Below are 21413 nucleotides of genomic sequence, written 5' to 3' on the forward strand. Positions count from 1 at the left end.
GGTCGCTGGAACAGCCGCCTGTAACGCCGGGATCGAGGGTTCGAGCCCTGTCCGCTCCGCCAGTTACGAGAAGGCGCATCCTCGGATGCGCCTTTCTTCTATCCGGATTCTACCCACGCTCCACGGTTGCCTAATTTTTGAAGTTCAACCGTTTCTGGGGGACGCATGCTGCAGAATATCAGGGACAATTCACAAGGCTGGATTGCCAAGACCATTATCGGGGTCATCGTTGCACTGATGGCTCTGACCGGTTTCGATGCCATTTTCAAGGCCACGACGCACACCAACGATGCGGCCAAGGTCAATGGTGAAGAAATCAGCCAGAACGAGCTGAGCCAGGCCGTTGACATGCAACGCCGTCAGCTGATGCAACAACTGGGCAAGGACTTCGATGCTTCCTTGCTTGACGAAAAAATGCTCCGCGAATCGGCCCTCAAGGGCCTGATCGATCGCAAGCTGCTGCTGCAAGGCGCAGAACAATCGAAATTCGCTTTCTCCGAAGGTGCACTGGATCAGGTGATCCTGCAGACCCCTGAATTCCAGGTGGACGGCAAGTTCAGCTCCGAGCGCTTCGACCAGGTGATTCGTCAACTGGGCTACACCCGCATGCAATTCCGCCAGATGCTGGCTCAGGAAATGCTGATCGGTCAGTTGCGCGCCGGTGTTGCCGGTAGCGGTTTCGTCACCGACGCCGAAGTGCTGGCATTTGCCCGTCTGGAAAAACAGACCCGCGATTTCGCTTCGCTGAACGTCAAGGCCGACCCGGCCGCGGTCAAGCTGACCGACGATGAGGTCAAGGCTTACTACGACGAGCACGCCAAGGAGTTCATGACCCCTGAGCAAGTGGTCGTCGATTATGTCGAGCTGAAGAAGTCTTCGTTCTTCGACCAGGTTGCGGTCAAGGATGAAGACCTGCAGGCGGCGTATCAGAAAGAGATCGCCAACCTGTCGGAACAGCGTCGTGCGGCGCACATCCTGATCGAAGTCAACGACAAGACCACCGACGCTCAGGCCAAGGCGAAGATCGAAGAAGTCCAGGCGCGTCTGGCCAAGGGCGAGAAATTCGAAGCGCTGGCCAAGGAGTTCTCGCAGGATCCGGGTTCGGCCAACAATGGCGGTGACCTCGGTTTCGCCGGTCCTGGCGTCTATGATCCAGCTTTCGAAAAAGCCCTGTACTCGCTGAACAAGGACCAGGTGTCCGAGCCGGTGCGTACCGACTTCGGTTACCACCTGATCAAGCTGCTGGGTGTTGAAGCGCCGGAAGTTCCGACCCTGGCCAGCCTGAAAGACAAGTTGACCCGCGAGCTGAAGACTCAACAGGTCGAGCAGCGTTTTGTCGAGGCGACCAAGCAGTTGGAAGACTCGGCGTTCGAAGCGTCTGACCTGGCCCAGCCTGCGGCAGATCTGAAACTGACTGTGCACACCTCCAAGCCATTCGGCCGTGAAGGTGGCGAAGGCATCGCCGCCAACCGTGCTGTGGTGACCGCTGCGTTCAGCCAGGAAGTCCTGGAAGAAAACGCCAACAGCACCGGTATCGAGCTGGACCCGGAAACCGTGGTCGTGCTGCGCGCCAAGGAGCATCTGAAGCCTGAGCAGTTGCCAATGGAAGCGGTGAACACGGCGATCCGTGCCCAACTGACCAAAGAGCACGCCAGCGCTGCGGCCAAGACCAAGGCTGATCAGTTGATTGCTGGTCTGCGCGATGGCAAGACTGCGCAGGACAAGGCGGTTGACGGCCAGAGCTGGAAGGTTGTGACGGCGGCGACTCGTGCTCAGGAAGGGGTTGACCCGACTGTGCTGCAGGCGTTGTTCCGCATGCCGAAACCGGCGGCCAAGGGCAAGCCGACGTTCAGCAGCGTGACCTTGCAGGACGGTAGTCTGATGATTGTGCGTCTGGACGGTGTGAATGAAGCGGTAGCGCCGACTGATGAAGAGAAGGCGCAGTACCGTCGCTTCCTTGCTTCGCGTGAAGGTCAGCAGGATTTTGCGGCGTTCCGTAAGCAGTTGGAGAGTCAGGCGGACATCAAGCGGTATTGATGGTTGACTGAGTGGTAACTGGAAAGCCCCGATCTTATGGTCGGGGTTTTTTTTTCGCTTGGTTTTTGGGGCTTGGCGGCCTTTGGGCCGACCATGCTCTTGGGGATTGGGTGAATATCCGTTGCTTCGGGTGTGGCTTCTGGCGGTTTCGCTCTTACAGCGAGTCACCTTTTCCAGACGCCGAAAAGGTAACCCAAAAGGCTTGGCCCCGGCGTTCGGCCCTCGCCGTGGCTCGGGTTCCTTCGTTACGGGATTCATCCGGGGGCATCGCCTCCGGTTTGCTTCGCTGCACCTCCTCTCGATGTGTTTGGCTTCGCCAAACGGTCGCTGCGCTCCCACCCCCGGATAAACCCCTCCACTCAGCCTGCCGATGGGGCCGGCACGGCAAGATCAAGAGCTGCAGCCGAGCTTGCGCTCATCCTGTTGAGTGGTGAAAAGCGTGCGGTCGGCTTTTGCTTTTCTGTAGGAGTGAGCCTGCTCGCGATGGCGGCCTGACAGCCGACCAATCTCCAACTGCCTGCACTCAATCCCACTGTGGGAGCTGGCTTGCCAGCGAAGACGGCCGACTAGTCGCCCGACCCCTCACAGACAAACATCCCAATCACACAAACCCATAGCCCCGAGCCCTGAGTACCGCACTCAAAGTCAAAACCAGCAACCCCACAACAACCCACGGAAAACCCCCAACCCCCAGACTCCCCAGCAGCAAACCACCCGCCAAACCACCCCCGGCAATTCCGACATTCCACAGGGTCACCAGCATCGACTGCGCCGTATCGGCAGCCTCTCCAGCGGTTTTCGCCGAGGCAGTCTGCAGCAGCGAAGGCATCGCACCAAACGCCAGTCCCCACACGGCGACGGCGAGGTAGACCACGGTCGCCGATTCTCGCCACAGGCCCAAGGCGATGGCGGAGAGCATGAACAGCAGCGTGCTGATCAGCATCAGTTCGCGCAGCCAGTGATCGATCAGGCTCCCGACGATCCACAGGCTCAGCACTGAGGCGAGGCCGAACACCAGCAGCACCCGGTCGATGTCGCTGGCCAGTCCCGACGGTTGCAGGAATGGCGCGATGTAGGTGTACAGCAGGTTGTGGGCGATCACGTAGGTCAAGGTCACGAACAACACCGAGCGTACGCCGGGCAGGGTGAAGACCTGATGTAGGGGCAGGCGTTTTCCTGCGTGTTCTCCGGCAAAGTCCGGCACTTGCCAGCGCACCCAGATCACCAGCAACAGCGTCAGCGCAGTCATGATGGCGAAGCTCAGGCGCCAGCCGACCAGCGTGCCGAGTAGTGTGCCGGCCGGGATGCCCAGCGAGAGTGCCAGCGGCGCGCCAAGCATGGCGACAGTGATCGCTCGGCCTTGCAGGTGTGGGGCAACCATGCGGCTGGCGTAGCCTGCCAGCAACGCCCACAGCAGCCCGGCAAATATCCCGGCGAGCAAGCGTGCGGTCAAAGTCAGCCAGTACCATTCCGACACGGCGGTGATGCTGTTGGCGATGGCGAAGCCGCCGATGGCTGACAGCAGCAATGGCCGACGACGCCAGCTGCGGGTGACGATGGTCAGCGGGATGGCGGCGAGCATCGAGCCAATCGCGTACAGGGTGACCAGTTGCCCGATCAGTGCCTGGGAGACATTCAGCCCCGCGCTCATTTGTGGCAGCAGGCCGGCGGGCATGGCTTCGGTCAGCACCGTGATGAAACCGGCGGTAGCCAGCGCCAGCAGGGCGCCGAGGGGCAATCGTTCGCGGGTGTCGACTGGCTGGGTGAGGGCCGAGGTCAGTTGTGCGTCGTTCATGAGTCAGCGTCCATGTGCCGAAGTGGGTGAAGGCCATAGGCTAGGGCGCTGCGCATTGGAGAAAAATGGGTTACGGTTCCGAACATATCGGACATGGATGTCGTGAATCGGAGGGGCGGAATGGACAGTCTGGGCAGTATTTCGGTGTTTGTTCAAGTCGCCGAGACCCGCAGTTTTACCGAGGCTGGGCGGCTGCAGGGCGTGTCGGCTTCAGCGGTGGGCAAAAGTATCGCCCGGCTGGAGGCGCGATTGGGCGTGCGGCTGTTTCATCGCACTACCCGCAGCATCACCCTGACCAGCGAGGGCGCGCTGTTCCTCGCACGCTGTCGCAAAATTCTCGCCGAGGTGGAAGCCGCCGAGTTCGAACTCTGCGATTCCGCATCCCAGCCCCATGGCAAACTGCGCATCAGCCTGCCGCAGGTGCACGGCCTGGTGATGCCGGTGATGAACGAGTTCATGGCGCTGTACCCGCAGATCGAGCTGGATCTGGACCTGACTGATCGCATGGTTGACGTGGTTGAGGAGGGCTTTGATGCAGTGATTCGTACCGGTCAGCCACGTGATTCACGCCTGATGGCGCGGCCCTTGGGCGAGTTTCACATGGTGCTGGTGGCGAGCCCGTTGTATCTGCAGCAGCGCGGCGTGCCGCAAATCCCCGCCGATCTGGCAGAGCACGCCTGCTTGCGGCACACCTTTCATGCCACTGGCAAGCTGGAGCCGTGGCCATTGATTGGCGAGGAGGGCGCGCCGGAGCCGAGCTTGCCGGCGCGGCTGGTCACCACCTCCATCGAAGCCGTCCATCATGCGGCGCTGGCAGGGATGGGTATCGCCTGCCTGCCGGATTTCATGACCCATGAGGATGTGGCGCAGGGGCGCTTGCAGCGAGTGCTGGATGCGCATATGAAGCACACCGGTCAGTTCTGGGTATTGTGGCCCTCCAGTCGCCATGCCACCGCCAAATTGCGCGTCTTCATCGATCACTTGTCGCTGCGACTTTTTCCGGCAAACAAGGGTCAATAGGGTTGTAACGGCTTTAAGACACAATCCATGCGCCGCAGGGCCACGTTCTGTTGCACAATACGCCCCGGACTGTTTTTCCTCAGGATGTTCAATGTTGATTTCAACTCCCATGCGTGTCGTTGGGTTGGCGCTGTTGTTGACCGCTGTTGCTGGCTGTTCGAAGGACAAGCCGATCTATGAGCATGAGAACTTCGATGATTCCGGCACGTTCTCGCGCAATTATCCGGTGGCCGACACCGCGAGTTGCGAGGCGGCCCGTCGTGCGTTGCTCAGCCAGGGCTACATCATCACCAGCAGTGACCCGAAACTGGTCAGTGGCCACAAGAGTTTCCAGCAGACCGGGGAAACCCACCTGGAAATCAGCTTCAATGTGGTGTGTGCCGAAGATGGCAGTGCCAAGCACCATGCCACGGTGTTCGCCAATGCCCTGCAGGATCGCTACGCGCTGAAGAAGACCAACAACTCCGCCAGTCTCGGGGTTGGCGTATTGGGTTCGGTGTCGATGCCGATCGGTTCTTCGGACGATTCGATGGTCAAGGTCGCCAGCGAAACCGTGACCTCGCAGAAGTTCTACGAGCGGTTCTTCACGCTGGTTGAGTTGTTCCTGCCAGCCGATGCGAAGAAAGCCGCGCACATCGAAGAAAAACCCAAAACCGATCTCGGTGTGCCTGAACCCAAGCCTGCCGCTGTAGCGCCGGTTACACCTGCACCGGCGGTAGAGGCAACGCCTGCACCGCCGCCAGCCGGGATTGTCGAGCCTGCCCAAAGCATGACGCCGGCAGCCCCGGCAGCGACCCCGGCCCCGGTTGCGCCGACGCCAACGGGTTCTGAGCCAGTGGTGCCGCCGGCCGAGTCAGCGCCGATCACCCCGGCACCGAGTGCAGAGCCTGCACCGGCTACCGAAACGATCACGCCGCCGGCCAACCCGACCAATATCCCGCCGCCATCGGAGCCGATTCCGGCGATGCAATAAGCTGCGCGCAGCCCTCCTGTGGGAGCGGGCTTGCTCGCGAAAGCGGAGTATCAGTCAATGTATATGTTGATTGACACTGCGCTTTCGCGAGCAAGCCCGCTCCCACATTTGTTTTGTGGTGTACTCAAATCTCGTTACATTCCCCCGACAAAAATCCTGCGATAAATTCCTGACCACCTGCTACGTTTTATTCATGAAGGCGGGATGTCACTTTTCTTTCATACGGGCACGATAGGCTCGAGGCACTGGTCAGTTGACCGGGCTATTTTCAAACGGGCAGCAGGGGGATCACACGATGGACGACTATCAAGAAGAACTGCTCGAATTCCAGGCGTATGAACTGGATCAGCCAGAGCCGGCCGAAGACGCCACCGAGCTGTAAGGTGTCAGGCGGTTTTGCGGTGACTGCGGCGAAACTCGCCGGGGGGCTGGCCGCTCCAGCGTTTGAAGGCGCGTTGAAACGCCTCGGCTGAAGCAAAGCCCAGCAGGTAGGCAATTTCGCCGAACGCCAGTTCGGTGTCGCGGATGTAGGTCATCGCCAGATCACGGCGGGTGTCGTTGAGGATCGCGCGAAACTGTGTGCCTTCTTCGGCCAGTTTACGGCGCAAGGTCCAGGTTGGCAGCTTCAGGCGCGCCGCCACTTCTTCCAGGTCGGGCTCCCGGCCCCCATTGAGCAACGGCCCCAACAGCTGAGTAATACGTTCACGCAGGCTGCGGGTGCGGGTCAATTGCTCCAGTTCCCGTTCACACAACGCCAGCAAATGCTTCCAGGTACTCGGGCAGTGCTCGGGGTTGCGCAGTGCAAGGCTGTTCAGGCTCAGGCGCAATTGATTGCGTTCGGCGCCGAACTGGATCGGGCAGTCGCCCAAGACGTTGTAGGCGTCGCGATAGTCCGGCGCGTCAAATTCGATCTCGATGCGCTCGGCGCGCAGTGGCTCGCGACCGACGCTGGACAGCTGATGCAGCCAGCCGGCGATGATCGAATCCACTACAAAACGGTTATAGGCGTTGTACGGGCTGATCGAATAGAAGCGCAGCCACGCGCCATGAGCGTCTTCGTGAAAACTCGACTGCCCGCGATAGTTGGAGCCGTACAGCGGCTCGAAGCGGATCAGACAACGGGCGGCCTCGCGCACGGTCGGCGCCTGCGCGGCAGTGACCCCGGCGAGCCCGGCCTGACTCAAGCGGCTGAGCTGGCCCATGCGCAAGCCCAGTGCCGGATCGCCGGTCAACTGAATCGCGCTGTGCCCCAGACGCATGTAGCGCGGAATCGACAACCGCGCGCCGGCCTCGGCCAGTCGCGCAGCATCCAGCCCATATTGTTCGAGCAGCGGTTGCGGATCGGCACCTTGGCTGCGCACGGCATCAGCGAGGCTGTGCACGAAACCTACCGACAGATCCCCCAGACGCATCGGCAGCGGCTTCATGGCTTACAACCAGATGTTCAGCAGACGCGCGCCACGGGCTTCGCCATCGGCGAATTGCTGGCCGTTGCTGCTGAGGAAGCTTTGCCCCGAACCGGGCTTGTCCCAGAACTGGCCGCGCAGGAACACGCTCATGCCGGCGATCGCACGGCTGCTCGGTGGCTGTGCGGTCAGTGTCAGGCGATGCCAGGCCTGACCTTCACTGATTTCTCCGGGCTTGAGGCTGACCGACCCCGGTGTACTCGAACCCTTATAGCCGGCCCACGGCTGATCCCAGGCACCGTGGCCGACGACGAAGGCCGGCACCGCCACCAGTTGCGCACCTTGCTCGTCGAGTCGGCGATAGTTGTCGGGGTACCAGCTGTCGCTGCCAATCAGCACACCCAGACGCCCGGCCGGGGTCTCGATCACGTTGATCGCGTGCTCGTCTTCGCTTCCGATCACGTCACGTTGTTCGAAGATCGGGTGCATCTGCCGCTGGGGCTGGCCCAGCGGCACGCCATCACGGCCGAATACCACGCTGCTGTTGAACAGCGCGCCGCTACCGGGCTTGAGCCGGCCATCACGAATACTCGGTTCGGGCAGGACAATGGAACCGGCCACCAGTGTGACGTGGAATTCCTTGGCCAGACCACCGAATAACGTCTGGTAATCCTTGGCCATGGCTTTGGACTTCATGCGCAGGTGCGCGTCGTCGAGGCGATTTTCGCCCTTGGCAGTGAGCCAGGCGCGGGCGAACAGCAACGGATTGCTCGCCGCCAGCCAGTTCATCGCTTCGACGAGGGTCGGGGCCTGATACAGCTCGTCTTTCTCGCCGCTGATCATCAGCCAGGTGCCGACATGCTCGGGCAGTACCACCACGGTTTTTTCGTTGAGCAGCCCCTGATCCTGGGCCTGCTGCAGATAGGCCGCGAGTTTGCGGTGCAGGCGCTCGGGGCTTTGGTAGTCGGTGGGAAACAGTTCCGGCTGGATGCCCAGCAGATTGCCACGGTCGGCGGGCGTGCCCTGATCGACCGCCAGTTTGATGCGCAGGTCCGACAGGTAATGCCCCGCCGGCCGGTCCGCCGCCCACATGGCGTAGGTGGTCAGGGCGGCAACGATGGCCATGGAGAAAAACAGATACAGAAGTTTGCGCATGAAAACCAACAACAACCGGGTACAGGGTGTGGCGACTAGGGTAGGGCGCATACCTGCGCTTGCCAAGGGGCGCTGCGCATTTGGATCAATAAGTTGTCAGTTTCGGTCATTGAGTGACAGCAGTGCGACTCTTAGTCTGTCGAACATGACTGACGGGGGACGCAGAGCTCCCGCAATTTCCGTGATCGCACGTTGTGGAGTTACCGATGACCGCCGCTCATTACCCGCACCTGTTGGCCCCGCTGGACCTGGGATTCACCACGCTGCGCAACCGCACCCTGATGGGTTCGATGCACACTGGCCTTGAAGAAAAACCGGGTGGCTTCGAACGCATGGCGGCGTACTTCGCTGAGCGTGCCCGTGGCGGCGTCGGCCTGATGGTCACCGGCGGTATCGGCCCGAACGACGAGGGCGGCGTGTACTCCGGTGCAGCCAAGCTGACCACCGAGGAAGAAGCGCTCAAGCACCGCATCGTCACCCGCGCAGTGCACGAGGCGGGTGGCAAGATCTGCATGCAGATCCTCCACGCCGGGCGGTATGCCTATAGCCCGAAACAGGTGGCGCCGAGTGCGATTCAGGCGCCGATCAACCCGTTCAAACCCAAAGAGCTGGACGAGGACGGCATCGAGAAACAGATCAGCGATTTCGTCACCTGCTCGGTACTGGCGCAGAGCGCCGAGTACGACGGTGTGGAAATCATGGGCTCGGAAGGTTATTTCATTAACCAGTTCCTCGCCGCGCACACCAACCACCGCACCGACCGCTGGGGCGGCAGCTATGAAAACCGCATGCGCCTGCCGGTGGAAATCGTCCGCCGCGTACGCGAAGCCGTCGGCCCGAACTTCATCATCATTTTCCGTTTGTCGATGCTCGATCTGGTCGAGGGCGGCAGCAGTTGGGAAGAGATCGTGACCCTGGCCAAAGCCATCGAGCAGGCCGGCGCGACCATCATCAATACCGGCATCGGCTGGCACGAAGCGCGGATCCCGACCATCGCCACCAAGGTGCCGCGCGCGGCGTTCAGCAAGGTCACCGCCAAACTGCGTGGTTCGGTGAACATTCCGCTGATCACCACCAACCGCATCAACACCCCGGAAATCGCCGAGCAGATCCTCGCTGAAGGCGATGCCGACATGGTCTCGATGGCGCGGCCGTTCCTCGCCGATCCGGACTTCGTCAACAAAGCCGCAGAAGGCCGCGCCGACGAAATCAACACCTGCATCGGCTGCAACCAGGCGTGCCTCGATCACACCTTTGGCGGAAAACTCACCAGTTGCCTGGTCAACCCGCGTGCCTGCCATGAAACCGAGCTCAACTATTTGCCGGTGCAACAGATCAAGAAGATCGCCGTGGTCGGTGCCGGCCCTGCCGGTCTGTCCGCCGCGACCGTGGCCGCCGAGCGCGGTCATCAGGTAACCCTGTTCGATTCGGCCAGCGAAATCGGCGGCCAGTTCAACATCGCCAAGCGTGTGCCGGGCAAGGAAGAATTCTTCGAAACCCTGCGCTACTTCAAGCGCAAGCTGCAGACCACGAATGTCGAGGTGTGCCTGAATACTCGCGTCGACGTGGCGAAGCTGGTCGAGGGCGGTTACGACGAAATCATCCTCGCCACCGGCATCGCGCCGCGTGTGCCGGCGATTCCGGGCGTGGACAACGCCAAGGTGCTTAGCTATCTGGACGTGATCCTCGAGCGCAAACCGGTGGGCAAGCGCGTCGCGGTGATTGGCGCGGGCGGTATCGGTTTCGACGTCTCGGAATTCCTTGTGCACGAAGGCGTGGCCACCAGTCTGGATCGCACCGCGTTCTGGAAAGAGTGGGGCATCGACACGAACCTGGAAGCGCGCGGTGGCGTGGCCGGGATCAAAGCTGCGCCGCACGCGCCGGCTCGCGAAGTGTTCCTGTTGCAGCGCAAGAAAACCAAGGTCGGCGATGGCCTGGGCAAGACCACCGGCTGGATTCACCGCACGGGCTTGAAGAACAAGCAGGTGCAGATGCTCAACAGCGTCGAATACCTGAAAATCGACGACGAAGGCCTGCACATCCGCATCGGCGAAACCGGCGAGCCGCAAGTGCTGGCGGTGGACAATGTCGTGATCTGCGCCGGCCAGGATCCACTGCGCGAGCTGCAGGAAGGTCTGGTCGCGGCGGGGCAGAACGTGCACCTGATCGGCGGCGCCGATGTGGCGGCGGAGCTGGATGCCAAGCGCGCGATCAACCAGGGTTCGCGCCTCGCCGCTGAACTTTAACCACCACGAATCCCCCCTTCGGGAGCGAGCCTGCTCGCGAAAGCGGAGTGTCAGCCAATACACATGTCGACTGACACGACGCCTTCGCGAGCAGGCCCGCTCCCACAGTGGTTTGGCGGTGTGCGCAACATTTATGGATGGCGCGGATCCTGTAGGAGTGAGCCTGCTCGCGATGGCGTCCTGTGAGCGACTAGAATGCCGGCTCTGCCCAGAATGATCAGTCGCCCATGCTTCTTCCTCCCGCCAACTGGCTACCCCAAGCCCCCCTCGAATTGCTTCAACTCGACTGGCTCACCAACGCCGGAATCGAGGTCGCGATCCTGCGTCTGGACCGGATCGACCCGCTGATCAGCGGCAACAAATGGTTCAAGCTCGTCGAGCATCTCAAGGCCGCCGACCGTGCCGGCGCGCAGGGCATCATCAGCCTGGGTGGCGCGCATTCCAATCATCTGCATGCGCTGGCTGCGGCTGGCAAGCGTCTGGGTTTCGAAACCGTTGGGCTGTTGCGTGGCCATCCACAGCAGACGCCCACGGTTGAGGACTTGCAGGCGTTCGGCATGCAACTGCACTGGCTCGGTTACGGCGGCTATCGGGCGCGGCATGAGCCCGGATTCTGGGAGCCTTGGCAGGCGCAGTTCCCGAATCTGCACGCAGTGCCAGAGGGTGGCGGCGGATTGGCCGGTGCGCTGGGCTGCAAAGCGCTCAAGGAGCAGGTGGGTTCGCGACTGAGCTCGCTAGGCTGGAGCGATTACCACGGCTGGTGGCTGGCGTGCGGCACCGGGACGACTCTGGCAGGGCTGGTACTCGCCGAGGCGGGAGAGCGTGCGGTGTACGGCGCGCTGGCGGTGCCGGAAGATCATGGCGTGGCGCCGCAGGTGGAGGCGATTTTGCGCGAAGCCGGAATGGCCAATGCAGGTTATGAATTATTCGATGCCAGCCGTGGTGGTTTTGCCAAGGTTGATCCGTTGTTGCGGGAGTTTATTCAACTGTCCGAGCGGGCCGGCGGCCTACCGCTAGAGCCGCTGTATACCGGCAAGGCGTTGTTGGCGCTCAAGGAGCAGGTTGAAGCGGGCGGATTTGAGTCAGGCACCCGGCTGATCTTTGTGCACACGGGCGGTTTGCAGGGGCGGCGAGGTTTCACCACAAGATGAATGAGTAACCCTGTGGTGAGGGGATTTATCCCCGAGGGCAGCGCAGCGGCCCCTCATTGAACACGCAGTGAGTCTGATCCACCGTGTGCACAGGTTTTGGGGCCGCTTCGCAGCCCATCGGGGATGAATCCCCTCACTACACAAGGGTCAAAACTTGGCGTCAGCGTGGCGCGCGCTTGGGCATCATCCGCAGTAACGTGTTATCGCCCACCACATAATGGTGATAAAGCCCCGCCAAGGCATGCAGACCGATCAGCCAGTAACCTGCGGTGGCAATCAGCACGTGCCAGCCTTCAACTTGTTTGGCGAACGCTTTGTCCTCGCTCACCAGCAATGGCAGATCGAAACCGTAGAACATCACCTGATGCCCCTCGGCGCTGGTAATCAGCCAGCCAAGAATCGGCATGCTGATCATGAACAGGTACAACAACCAGTGCATCACCCGCGCCAGCAGAGTCTGCCATTGGGGCGAGGCCGGGAAGATTTTCGGTGCCGGGCCGATGCTGCGCGCTACCAGGCGAAACCACACCAGCACGAACACGGTCAGGCCGAGCATGTAGTGCACTTCGCGGATCAGCGAGCGGCCGCCACTGCCTTTGGGAAAAATCCCGCGCAACTCCATGCTGGCATACACCAGGATCAATAGGACCAGCATCAGCCAGTGCAGCAGCACGGACACGGTGCTGTAGCGGGATTCGGAACTTGTCCACGGCATACGGTGTTTCCTCACAGATCAGGGTCGCCACGTGCCGTTCTTGTGCGACGGCATGCTTTAACTGTAATCCCCTTTGGCAGATTTGCCTGAGGCTGATCGGAGTTTCACTGCGCTGAGTCAGGGCTTTAGCCAAAAAAAAACGCCAGTGTCGCGAAGACCCTGGCGTTTTCTATTGTTTTGACGAAAAGGCGCGATCAGCTCGATTGCGGCATCTCACCGTTGGCCAGACGCTTGTTGATGTCGGCAATCACTTCCGGCAGGTCGCTGATGGTGTCGATCATGTAGTGCGGGCGCGAATCGGCGAACAGCGCGTGGATGCGTTTGCGTTCGCTGGCCAGTTCGTCGCTGCCCAGCGCCCGGTAGCCGGCGTAGTCCAGGCCCAGCGCGTTACCCGAGCAGATCAGCGCCACGGTCCACATTCCGGCGCGACGACCTTCGAGGATGCCCGGCACGGTGTCATCGATCTTCACGCAGGCCGCGACGTCGTCGATGCCCAGGGCGATCACGTTGGCCAGGGCCTGAGCCGGCCATGGGCGACCGTTCGGCACTTCGTCGGTGGCGACTACATGGTCGGCGACGTAGCCGTTGGTAGCGGCCAGCGCCACGACCTTGTCCATCACCTGTTTCGGGTAGCCGGAGCAGGAACCGATCTTGATCCCTTGCTGACGCAGGTTGGCAATGGTTTCCAGCGCGCCGGGAATCAGCGCCGAGTGCTCGGCGATCTTCTCGATCTGTAGCGGCATGAAGCGGTTGTAGATCGCGGTCACGTCATCGTCGGTCGGGGTGCGGCCGAAAGCTTTGCGATAACGCTCGGCGACCTGCGGCTGATCGCACAGGGTGCGGATGTGGTCCCACTTGCCCATGCCCATCGGGCCACGGGCCTCTTCGATGGAGACCTGAACGTCGAATTCGGCGAAGGCTTCGACGAAGATCTGCGTTGGCGCGAACGAGCCGAAATCGACCACGGTGCCGGCCCAGTCGAGGATCGCGGCTTGCAGTTTGCTTGGGTTGGTGTAGTTCATGGCAATCAAAATCCTGAGTTGGTAATACAGTTCAAATGTGGGAGCGGGCTTGCTCGCGAATGCGGCGGCACATTCAACATTGATGGCGGCTGACACTCCGCCTTCGCGAGCAAGCCCGCTCCCACAGGGGATTAGTGGTGTTTCAGATATCGAGGACTTCCATCTCGCGCAGCACTTCACCCACTGCCGCCACGGCCTGGCGCATTTCGTCCGGGTTGACGTGGCCGATGCAGCCGACGCGGAAGGTTTCGACCTGGGTCAGTTTGCCGGGGTAGAGGATGTAACCCTTGGCCTTGACCCGTTCGTAGAAGTCCTTGAATTGGTAGCGCGGATCTTGCGGGGCATGGAAGGTGGCGATGATCGGGGCCTGGATCGCCGCCGGCAGGAAGCTGCGCAGGCCGAGTTTGCCCATTTCTTCCATCAGCGCCTGACAGTTGGCGGCGTAGCGCGCATGGCGAGCAGGCAGGCCACCTTCTTCGTTGTATTGCAGCAACGCTTCGTGCAGCGCCGCGACCACGTGGGTCGGCGGGGTGAAACGCCACTGGCCGGTCTTCTGCATGTAGCTGTGCTGGTCATGCAGATCCATCGCCAGCGAATGCGAGTTGCCGGCGGCTGCAGCCAGTGATTCTTTGCGGGCGAAGACAAAACCCATCCCCGGCACGCCTTCCAGGCACTTGCCGGAAGCGGCGATCAGCGCATCGAATGGGACTTTTTGCGCATCCACCGGCAGCGCACCGAACGAGCTCATGGCGTCGATGATCAGGCGCTTGCCGTGTTGCGCAACGACCTCGGCGATTTCCGGCAAAGGGTTGAGGATGCCGGTGCTGGTTTCGCAGTGGATCAGCGCGACATGGGTGATGTCGCCATCGGCGCGCAGCAGGCGGTCGACGTCGGCAGCGGTGGTCGGTTCGTCTTCGGCGGTTTCGAAGGTGCTGAACGAGCGCCCGAGCACTTCGCAGATCTTCGCCAGACGCTTGCCGTAGGCACCGTTGATCAGCACGAGGATTTTGCCGTCACGCGGTACCAAGGTGCCGATGGCGGCTTCGACAGCGAAGGTGCCGCTGCCCTGCAATGGCACGCAGTGGTGAGTGGCGGCGCCGTTGAGGATCGCCAGCAATTGCTCGCAGAGGCTGGCGGTCAGTTGATTGAAGCGGTCATCCCATGACCCCCAGTCGATCATCATTGCCTGGCGGGTGCGGGCCGACGTGGTCAACGGGCCGGGAGTGAGCAGGATGGGTGCGGCAGTACTCATTCGTGTGTCCTCGCGATAGCGCTGTGGGATGAAGCTACGGGGCATACGTTGCAATTCGGCGGTCTATCAATCAAATTGTTTGTTGTTATTCCAGCCATCAGTGAGGGTTATCCATGAATCTGTTCCAGCTGCGCGCCTTCGACGCCGTGGCCCGGGAAGGCAGCTTTACCCGCGCCGCCGCGCGCCTGTTCATCAGTCAGCCGGCGGTCACCGGACACATCAAGGCGCTGGAGGAGCACTACCAGATCACCTTGTTGCGTCGCACCGCACGCCGGGTGGAATTGACCGAGGAGGGCACCAAACTGGCGGCGATCACCCGCGCCATGTTCGGTTTGGCCGAAGAAGCGCAAACCCTGCTCGAAGCCAATCGTCAGTTGCTCACCGGGCGCCTCGAAGTGGCGGCGGACGGCCCGCACATGGTCATGCCGATGCTCGCCAGCCTGCGTGCGCGCTATCCGGGGATCACGGTGAATTTGCGTCTGGGCAATGCGCAGGAAACCCTCGCCGCGCTGTTGTCCGAGCATGCGGACGTGGCGGTGCTGACCGAGGTCGAACCGCGCAAGGGCCTGCATCTGCAAGCGTTGAGCGAATCGCGGATCTGCGCGCTGGTGCCGGCGGCGCATGCGTGGGCGCAGCGTGCCGGCGAAGTGAAGCTCAAGGAGCTGGATCAGGTGATCATGGTGTTGCGCGAGCCGAGTTCGATCACCCGGCGCACCTTTGATCAGGCGTGTGCGCAGGCGACGGTCATTCCACGGGTGCTGCTGGAACTGGACAGCCGTGAGGCGGTGACCGAAGCGGTGGCGGCGGAGCTGGGGGTGGGTGTGGTGTCTTCGGTGGAGGTCAGCCATGACCCGCGGGTGGTGGCGATTCCGATCGTCGGCGACGGGTTGGTCAATCGGCACATGATTGGCTGCATGGAGCGGCGGCGGGAGTTGCGCCTGATTCAAGCGTTCTTCGGTCTGGCGCCAGGCTGATACACCGTGGTGCGTCCTTCGCGAGCAGGCTCGCTTGTATGTTTAGACTTGAAGGGGTGGGCGGGACTACAGACTCGATTCTGACTCTGACCAGTACAGACCGTGGGAGACTTCTCGTCCCGCCCCTTCTACCCAAAGCGCCAATAAGGAATTCATCGGTAAACCGACGATAGAGACAAGCCAGCGCAACGGTAGACCCCAACAAGCTCTTAAACCCTAGCTCCGAGGATTCGTCATGACAATCCTTACTTCGCAGACGGTTGTTGGTATCGATATCGCCAAGGCCGAAATCGTTGTCTATCGCGCCGACTTGGAAACCATTGAAGCGGTCAAGAATGATCGTGCCGCCCTCAAACGTTGGCTCAAAACTCTGCCCGCGCAAAGCGCTATCGCTGTCGAAGCCACCAATATCTACCATTTGGAGACTGTTGATCTGGCTCATGCGATGGGACATCAGGTCTATGTGGTGGATGCTTATCGAGTCAGCCACTATCGTCGCGGTGTCGGTCAGCGAGCCAAAAATGATCCCTGCGATGCACGCGTGCTCGCACGCTATCTGACGAATGAACAAAGCAAACTGCGGCTTTGGAACCCGCCTCCTAAAGCCTACACCGTACTGAAAAGCTTGCTGCACAGACGCGCGACGCTGATTCAGAACCATACGGGTCTGATGTTGAGCTGGGCCGACGAACCCTTGCTGAAGAAAGAACGTACGGCTCAGCAAAAGGCATTCGAGCGATCCGACAAGGTCATTCAAAAACTGCTGCGCAAAGTCAGCAAAGAGGCCGGTATTGATGACAATATTGACCGCTGCAAAGCAATCGAGGGCGTGGGAGAGCTGACTGCGACTGGGTTGGCAACGACCTATATGCGCGGTGACTTTGCCAACAGCGACGCGTTCATCGCGTTTTTGGGTATGGATCTGACGGTGGACGATTCGGGGAAAAAGAACGGCCCGAGGTTCCTGAGCAAAAAAGGAGATCCGGAGATCCGTCGATTAGCCTACAACGCCGCAATGGCGGCGTGTCGCTCAACCAAGTGGAAGCCTTTTTACGAGTCATACTTGGCCAGAGGCTTCTCGAAAACACAGGCATTGGTAGCTCTTGCTCGCAAGCTCTGCCGAGTGGCATTCACCCTGATGAAGAATCAGGGCGAATACCGATCAGTTTGAGATTCTAGGGTTGCTGAGCAACATAGAATCTCCCACATTGGAATGCATTTCAACTGTGGGAGCGAGCCTGCTCGCGAAGGGACCAGACCGGTTTACCCAAGACTCTCGCGCACCATCTCGAGAAATGTCGCCACCACCCGCCGCGAACTCTGCTCGCGCAAGCACACCAGCGTCTCGGTCAACCGCCGGGTGCAATCGGTGATCGGCAACGCACACACCCGCGAATCCGCGCCAAACTCCGCCGCCGACACCACCCCCACACCGATCCCCACCACCACCGCCTCGCGCGCGGCTTCCCGGCCCTCGACCTGGATTGCCGGACGAATGCGAAAACCGGCGCGGGCCATTTCTTCTTCCAGAGTCTGGCGGGTTACCGAGCCGTGCTCGCGCAGCACCAGCGGCGTGTCATCGAGATCGGCCAGACAGATCGACTCGCGCTCGGCCCACGGGTGATGGCGCGAGACGAACGCCACCATCGGGTCGTTGCGTAGCGGCACGCACAGCAGACGTTCATCAGTGACATCGCGCCCGAGCAGCGCCAGATCGGCCTGATAGTTGAACAGGCGAAACAGCGATTCATCGGTGTTACCGGTCTCGATCTTCACGCTGATCCCCGGATACCGCTCGCAGAACCGCGCGATCTGCGGCAGCACGTGTATCGGTGCGTCCACTGCGAGAATCAGGCTGCCAGTCTGCAACGCCTGGGATTCCTGTAGCAGTTCCTGGGCTTCAGCCTCGATCACAAACAGCCGCTGAGTAATCGCCAGCAGCCGCTCACCGAGATCGGTCAGGCGCACCGAACGCTTGTTGCGATGGAACAGCAACACACCAAAGCGCTCTTCGAGTTTGCGCACCTGGTCGGAAATTGCCGGTTGCGTGAGAAAAAGCCGTTCGGCGGCTTTGGTAAAGCTTCCATGCACGGCCACGGCGTGGAAGGCTTTGAGCTGGGCGTGGGACACCGACATGCAGCCTCCAGTAACAAGCTGAGCTTATGTGTGAAATACGATAAATCGATTTTATTTATTAAACAGTAATTGCTTTGATCCGCTCACGCCAGCGCTGACTGTCCGCTCGGACAGCAGCGTCGGCGATGAGCCTGTGCGTGCAACAACAGGACTCATCTGACCGCTATCGCCATCAGGGATGGGGCGCTGGCGCAGTGCTCAACAATAAAAAACACAGGCGTTTACTTAACGATTCTGCCGGCACACTCACACCCTGAGGTCAGAACCACAATGAACAAGCACATCGGCACCATTGCGCGTTGGCGCATGCAGATTTTCGCTGTCACCTGGCTCGCGTACGCCGCTTTCTATTTCACCCGCAAAGCATTTTCGGTGGCCAAACTGGGCATCGCCGAAGACCCGACCTTCATGCTCGACAAGATGGCCATGGCCAACCTCGATGCGATCTATCTGGCGGCCTACGCCATCGGCCAATTCACCTGGGGCATGCTCGCCGACCGTTTCGGCCCAAGGGTCGTGGTGCTTGGCGGGCTGCTGATTTCCGCTGGTGCGGCATTGGTGATGGGCAGTTTCGCGACCTTGCCGATCTTCGCCACTTGCATGCTGATCCAGGGGCTGGCGCAGTCCACCGGCTGGTCGGGATTGTGTAAAAACCTTGGGAGTTTCTTCCCGGCGCAGCAGCGTGGGCGGGTGCTCGGATTGTGGAGCTCCTGCTACGCGTTTGGCGGTCTGGTGGCCTCGCCGTTTGCCGGCTGGTGGGCGTATACGCTGATGGGCACCTGGCACGCGGCGTTCATTTCCAGCGCGGCAGTGGTCGCGGTGGTGGCGCTGTTGTTCTTCATTTTTCAGCGCAACAAACCCGAAGACGTCGGCCTGCCGGCGGTTGAACCGGAGCCGGAACTCAGTGCCGCGGAAACCGAAGCCAACAGCAAGCTCAGCGTCTGGGAGCCGTTGAAGGAAATCCTGCGCAACCGCACGGTGCTGGTGCTGGGCCTGGCGTATTTCATGTTGAAACCGGCGCGTTACGCGATTCTGTTGTGGGGGCCGGTGATCGTCTTTGAGCAGATGCCAAGTGTCGGCAAGGTCGGCGCGGCGATCATTCCCACCTCGTTCGAACTGGCCGGTCTGCTCGGGCCGATCATGATCGGTCTGGCCTCGGACAAACTGTTCGGCGCCCGGCGCATGCCGGCCTGCGTCCTCAGTCTGCTGGCACTGACCGTAACGTTGGCGCTATTCATGGGCGCGTTGCACACCGGCAGCGTGATGCTGGTGGTGGCGCTGCTGTTCGTCATGGGCCTGACCCTGTACGGGCCGGATTCGATGATCAGCGGCGCGGCCGCCATCGACTTCGGCAAGGCCAAGGCCGGTGCCACGGCGGCCGGCTTCGTCAACGGCTGCGGCTCGGTCGGCGCGGTGCTCGGCGGATTGCTGCCGGGTTACTTCGATTCGGTGACGGTGTTCATCGTCTTCGCCGGCTGCGCATTGTTCTCGGCGCTGGTGCTGATTCCGCACTGGAACAGCCGCCCGGTCGGGGTGATGGAACCGCGCGCGTCCATTCCCAATTGCCCGCTGACCATCCATCAAACCCCTGCGTAACTGAAAACCCTTGCCTCGCGGCCTGCTGCGGCGTTCGCGGCAGGCTGTGTCGTGGCCATCTGACTGGAGAATCCCATGCGACCGTTTTGGCTAGAGCAAGCCTTGCAGGCCGATCCATCCGCGACGTGCCCGCCGCTGCAAGGCGAAGTGCGCACTGACGTGTGCATCGTCGGCGGCGGCTACACCGGGTTGTGGACGGCGATCATGCTCAAGCAGCAGAACCCTGAACTCGACGTATTGCTGATCGAAGCCGACATCTGCGGCGCCGGTGCCAGTGGCCGCAACGGTGGTTGCGCGTTGTCGTGGTCGGCCAAGTATTTCACCCTCGAGCGCCTGTTCGGTGTCGAGGAGGCAGTGCGTCTGGTCAAGGAATCCGAGCGCAGCATCCACGCCATCGGCGAGTTCTGCGAACAGTACGGCGTCGATGCCGATTATCGCCTCGACGGCACGCTGTACACCGCCACCAACAAGGCGCAGGTCGGTTCGACCGACGCCGTGATCGCGGCGCTTGAGCGTAACGGCATCAACTCGTTCACCCAGCGTCCGCTGGCCGATGTGCAGCGCATGGCCGGTTCCAGCAAGCATCTGGAGGGCTGGTTTTCGCCGGCGGCGGCCAGTGTGCAACCGGGCAAACTGGTGCGCGGGCTGCGTCGGGTGGCGTTACAACTGGGCGTGAAGATCCACGAGAACACGGCGATGACCGGCCTGGAGGAGGGCCGTCCGGCGCGTATTCACACCGCTGGGGGCTGCGTGATAGCCGACCGTGTGGTACTGGCGATGAACGCGTGGATGGCCCGGGCGTTTCCACAGTTCGAACGTAGCGTGGCGATTGTCTCCAGTGACATGCTGATCACCGAGCCACGCCCGGATCTGCTGCAGAAAATCGGTTTGACCAGCGGCGTTACGGTGCTCGATTCGCGGATTTTCGTGCACTACTACCACAACACGCCGGACGGCCGGATCATGCTTGGCAAGGGGGGGAATACCTTCGCGTTTGGCGGGCGGATGCTGCCGGTGTTCGATAAGCCATCGCCCTATGCGGATTTGCTCAAGCGCAGTCTCGGCGACTTCTTCCCGGCGTTTGCCGATGTAAAGATCGACGCAACGTGGAATGGGCCGTCGGATCGATCGATCACCGGGTTGCCGTTTTTCGGGCAGATGAGTGCCAGTGGCAATGTGTTTTATGGCTTTGGTTATTCCGGCAGTGGCGTCGGGCCGTGTCACATGGGCGGGCAGATTCTTGCCTCGTTGGTGCAGGGGCTCGATAACCCCTGGACACGTTCGCCGTTGGTGAACGGGCCGCTGGGGTATTTTCCGCCGGAGCCGATTCGGTATCTGGGGTCGTTGATGGTGCGTAATGCGATTCGCCGCAAGGAGCGGGCAGAGGATCATGGGCGGCGGCCGCGGCATCTGGATGTGCGGTTGGCGAAGTTTGCGGCGGCGGCGGGGAAGGCTGACAAGGGGTGATTGGGGGCTGGCGAGCGCTGCGTTCTTTTGGGTTACCGAGTACATATCCGTTTCTGCGGTAACGGCTTCTTATGGTTTCGCTCTTACAGCGACTCACTTTTCCAGACGCCGAAAAGTAAGCAAAAGGCTTGGCCCCGGCGTACGGCCCTCGCCTAGGCTCGGGTTCCTTCGTTACGGGATTCATCCGGGGGGCAGCGCCTCCGGTTTGCTTCGCTGCACCTCCTCTCGATGTGTTCGACTTCGTCGAACGGTCGCTGCGCTCCCACCCCCGGATAAACCCCTTCACTCAGCCTGCCGATGGGGCCGGCACGGCAAGATCAAGAGCTTTCGGCGAGCTGACACTCGGCCATTTGAGTGGTGAAAAGCATGCGCTTGGCTTTAGCTCCCTGTGGGAGCTGGCCTGCCAGCGAAGGCGGCCTACGAGCCGACCAGCCTCCAACTGCCCGCACCCAATCCACTGTGGGAGCG

Annotated in this window: 17 protein-coding genes; 10 read left to right on the forward strand and 7 right to left on the reverse strand. The window is 61.2% G+C overall.

Going from position 1 to position 21413, the window contains the following annotated elements:
• The first annotated feature begins 165 nt into the window (after positions 1–165).
• Positions 166–2037 carry a SurA N-terminal domain-containing protein gene (locus ACOYXG_RS09575; protein WP_460357285.1) on the forward strand — a complete coding sequence of 624 codons (1872 nt, stop codon included), beginning with the start codon at positions 166–168 and terminating at the stop codon, positions 2035–2037.
• A gap of 601 nt (positions 2038–2638) precedes the next feature.
• On the opposite strand, the gene ACOYXG_RS09580 is transcribed toward ACOYXG_RS09575, so the two are convergent.
• Positions 2639–3832, reverse strand: coding sequence for an MFS transporter (locus ACOYXG_RS09580; protein WP_460357287.1), 1194 nt, complete (start codon positions 3830–3832; stop codon positions 2639–2641).
• 120 nt (positions 3833–3952) lie between these two features.
• On the opposite strand from ACOYXG_RS09580, the gene ACOYXG_RS09585 reads away from it, so the two are divergent.
• The 3 genes from ACOYXG_RS09585 (at position 3953) to ACOYXG_RS09595 (ending at position 6207) form a co-directional block, all read left to right on the forward strand.
• The gene (locus ACOYXG_RS09585) at positions 3953–4852 is read left to right on the forward strand and encodes a LysR family transcriptional regulator (protein WP_346650848.1); all 900 of its coding nucleotides are present in this window, start codon (positions 3953–3955) and stop codon (positions 4850–4852) included.
• A gap of 91 nt (positions 4853–4943) precedes the next feature.
• Entirely contained in the window at positions 4944–5825 is an 882-nt protein-coding gene (locus ACOYXG_RS09590; RefSeq protein ID WP_460357289.1) for a DUF2242 domain-containing protein, read from the forward strand.
• Positions 5826–6078: 253 nt separating this feature from the next.
• Entirely contained in the window at positions 6079–6207 is a 129-nt protein-coding gene (locus tag ACOYXG_RS09595; RefSeq protein ID WP_265331916.1) for a hypothetical protein, read from the forward strand.
• A 4-nt stretch (positions 6208–6211) separates the two neighbouring features.
• On the opposite strand, the gene ACOYXG_RS09600 is transcribed toward ACOYXG_RS09595, so the two are convergent.
• The gene (locus ACOYXG_RS09600) at positions 6212–7252 is read right to left on the reverse strand and encodes an AraC family transcriptional regulator (protein WP_460357293.1); all 1041 of its coding nucleotides are present in this window, start codon (positions 7250–7252) and stop codon (positions 6212–6214) included.
• 3 nt (positions 7253–7255) lie between these two features.
• Positions 7256–8386 (reverse strand): nitrilase-related carbon-nitrogen hydrolase, encoded by a 1131-nt coding sequence (locus ACOYXG_RS09605; RefSeq protein ID WP_414887948.1) that lies wholly within the window; start codon positions 8384–8386, stop codon positions 7256–7258.
• 206 nt (positions 8387–8592) lie between these two features.
• On the opposite strand from ACOYXG_RS09605, the gene ACOYXG_RS09610 reads away from it, so the two are divergent.
• Together ACOYXG_RS09610 and ACOYXG_RS09615 are read left to right on the forward strand one after the other, a co-directional pair.
• Complete coding sequence (locus ACOYXG_RS09610) at positions 8593–10632, forward strand: 2,4-dienoyl-CoA reductase FMN-binding domain-containing protein (RefSeq protein ID WP_460357296.1); 2040 nt, start codon at positions 8593–8595, stop codon at positions 10630–10632.
• A gap of 227 nt (positions 10633–10859) precedes the next feature.
• Positions 10860–11783, forward strand: a complete 924-nt coding sequence (locus tag ACOYXG_RS09615; RefSeq protein ID WP_460357299.1) for a 1-aminocyclopropane-1-carboxylate deaminase/D-cysteine desulfhydrase — start codon at positions 10860–10862, stop codon at positions 11781–11783.
• Positions 11784–11943: 160 nt separating this feature from the next.
• On the opposite strand, the gene ACOYXG_RS09620 is transcribed toward ACOYXG_RS09615, so the two are convergent.
• The 3 genes from ACOYXG_RS09620 to ACOYXG_RS09630 form a co-directional block, all read right to left on the reverse strand.
• Entirely contained in the window at positions 11944–12498 is a 555-nt protein-coding gene (locus ACOYXG_RS09620) for a cytochrome b (RefSeq protein ID WP_460357302.1), read from the reverse strand.
• Positions 12499–12692: 194 nt separating this feature from the next.
• Complete coding sequence (gene phnX / locus ACOYXG_RS09625) at positions 12693–13520, reverse strand: phosphonoacetaldehyde hydrolase (protein WP_007961173.1); 828 nt, start codon at positions 13518–13520, stop codon at positions 12693–12695.
• A 142-nt stretch (positions 13521–13662) separates the two neighbouring features.
• Entirely contained in the window at positions 13663–14772 is a 1110-nt protein-coding gene (locus ACOYXG_RS09630; protein ID WP_460357305.1) for a 2-aminoethylphosphonate--pyruvate transaminase, read from the reverse strand.
• A gap of 113 nt (positions 14773–14885) precedes the next feature.
• Between ACOYXG_RS09630 and ACOYXG_RS09635 the strand changes: the two genes are divergently transcribed.
• Together ACOYXG_RS09635 and ACOYXG_RS09640 are read left to right on the forward strand one after the other, a co-directional pair.
• A complete protein-coding gene (locus ACOYXG_RS09635) occupies positions 14886–15746 on the forward strand; it encodes a LysR substrate-binding domain-containing protein (protein WP_097088196.1) in 861 nt (286 codons plus the stop codon).
• 235 nt (positions 15747–15981) lie between these two features.
• Positions 15982–16917 carry an IS110 family transposase gene (locus ACOYXG_RS09640; RefSeq protein ID WP_103369841.1) on the forward strand — a complete coding sequence of 312 codons (936 nt, stop codon included), beginning with the start codon at positions 15982–15984 and terminating at the stop codon, positions 16915–16917.
• Between the two features lie 92 nt (positions 16918–17009).
• Here ACOYXG_RS09640 and ACOYXG_RS09645 read toward each other — a convergent pair whose 3' ends face one another.
• Positions 17010–17882 (reverse strand): LysR family transcriptional regulator, encoded by an 873-nt coding sequence (locus ACOYXG_RS09645; RefSeq protein WP_097088195.1) that lies wholly within the window; start codon positions 17880–17882, stop codon positions 17010–17012.
• Between the two features lie 270 nt (positions 17883–18152).
• Between ACOYXG_RS09645 and ACOYXG_RS09650 the strand changes: the two genes are divergently transcribed.
• Entirely contained in the window at positions 18153–19478 is a 1326-nt protein-coding gene (locus ACOYXG_RS09650) for an MFS transporter (protein WP_460357309.1), read from the forward strand.
• A 75-nt stretch (positions 19479–19553) separates the two neighbouring features.
• Positions 19554–20945 carry an FAD-dependent oxidoreductase gene (locus tag ACOYXG_RS09655; RefSeq protein ID WP_460357312.1) on the forward strand — a complete coding sequence of 464 codons (1392 nt, stop codon included), beginning with the start codon at positions 19554–19556 and terminating at the stop codon, positions 20943–20945.
• The last annotated feature ends 468 nt before the right edge of the window (positions 20946–21413 follow it).

This window comes from Pseudomonas sp. G3-39, from assembly GCF_054790485.1.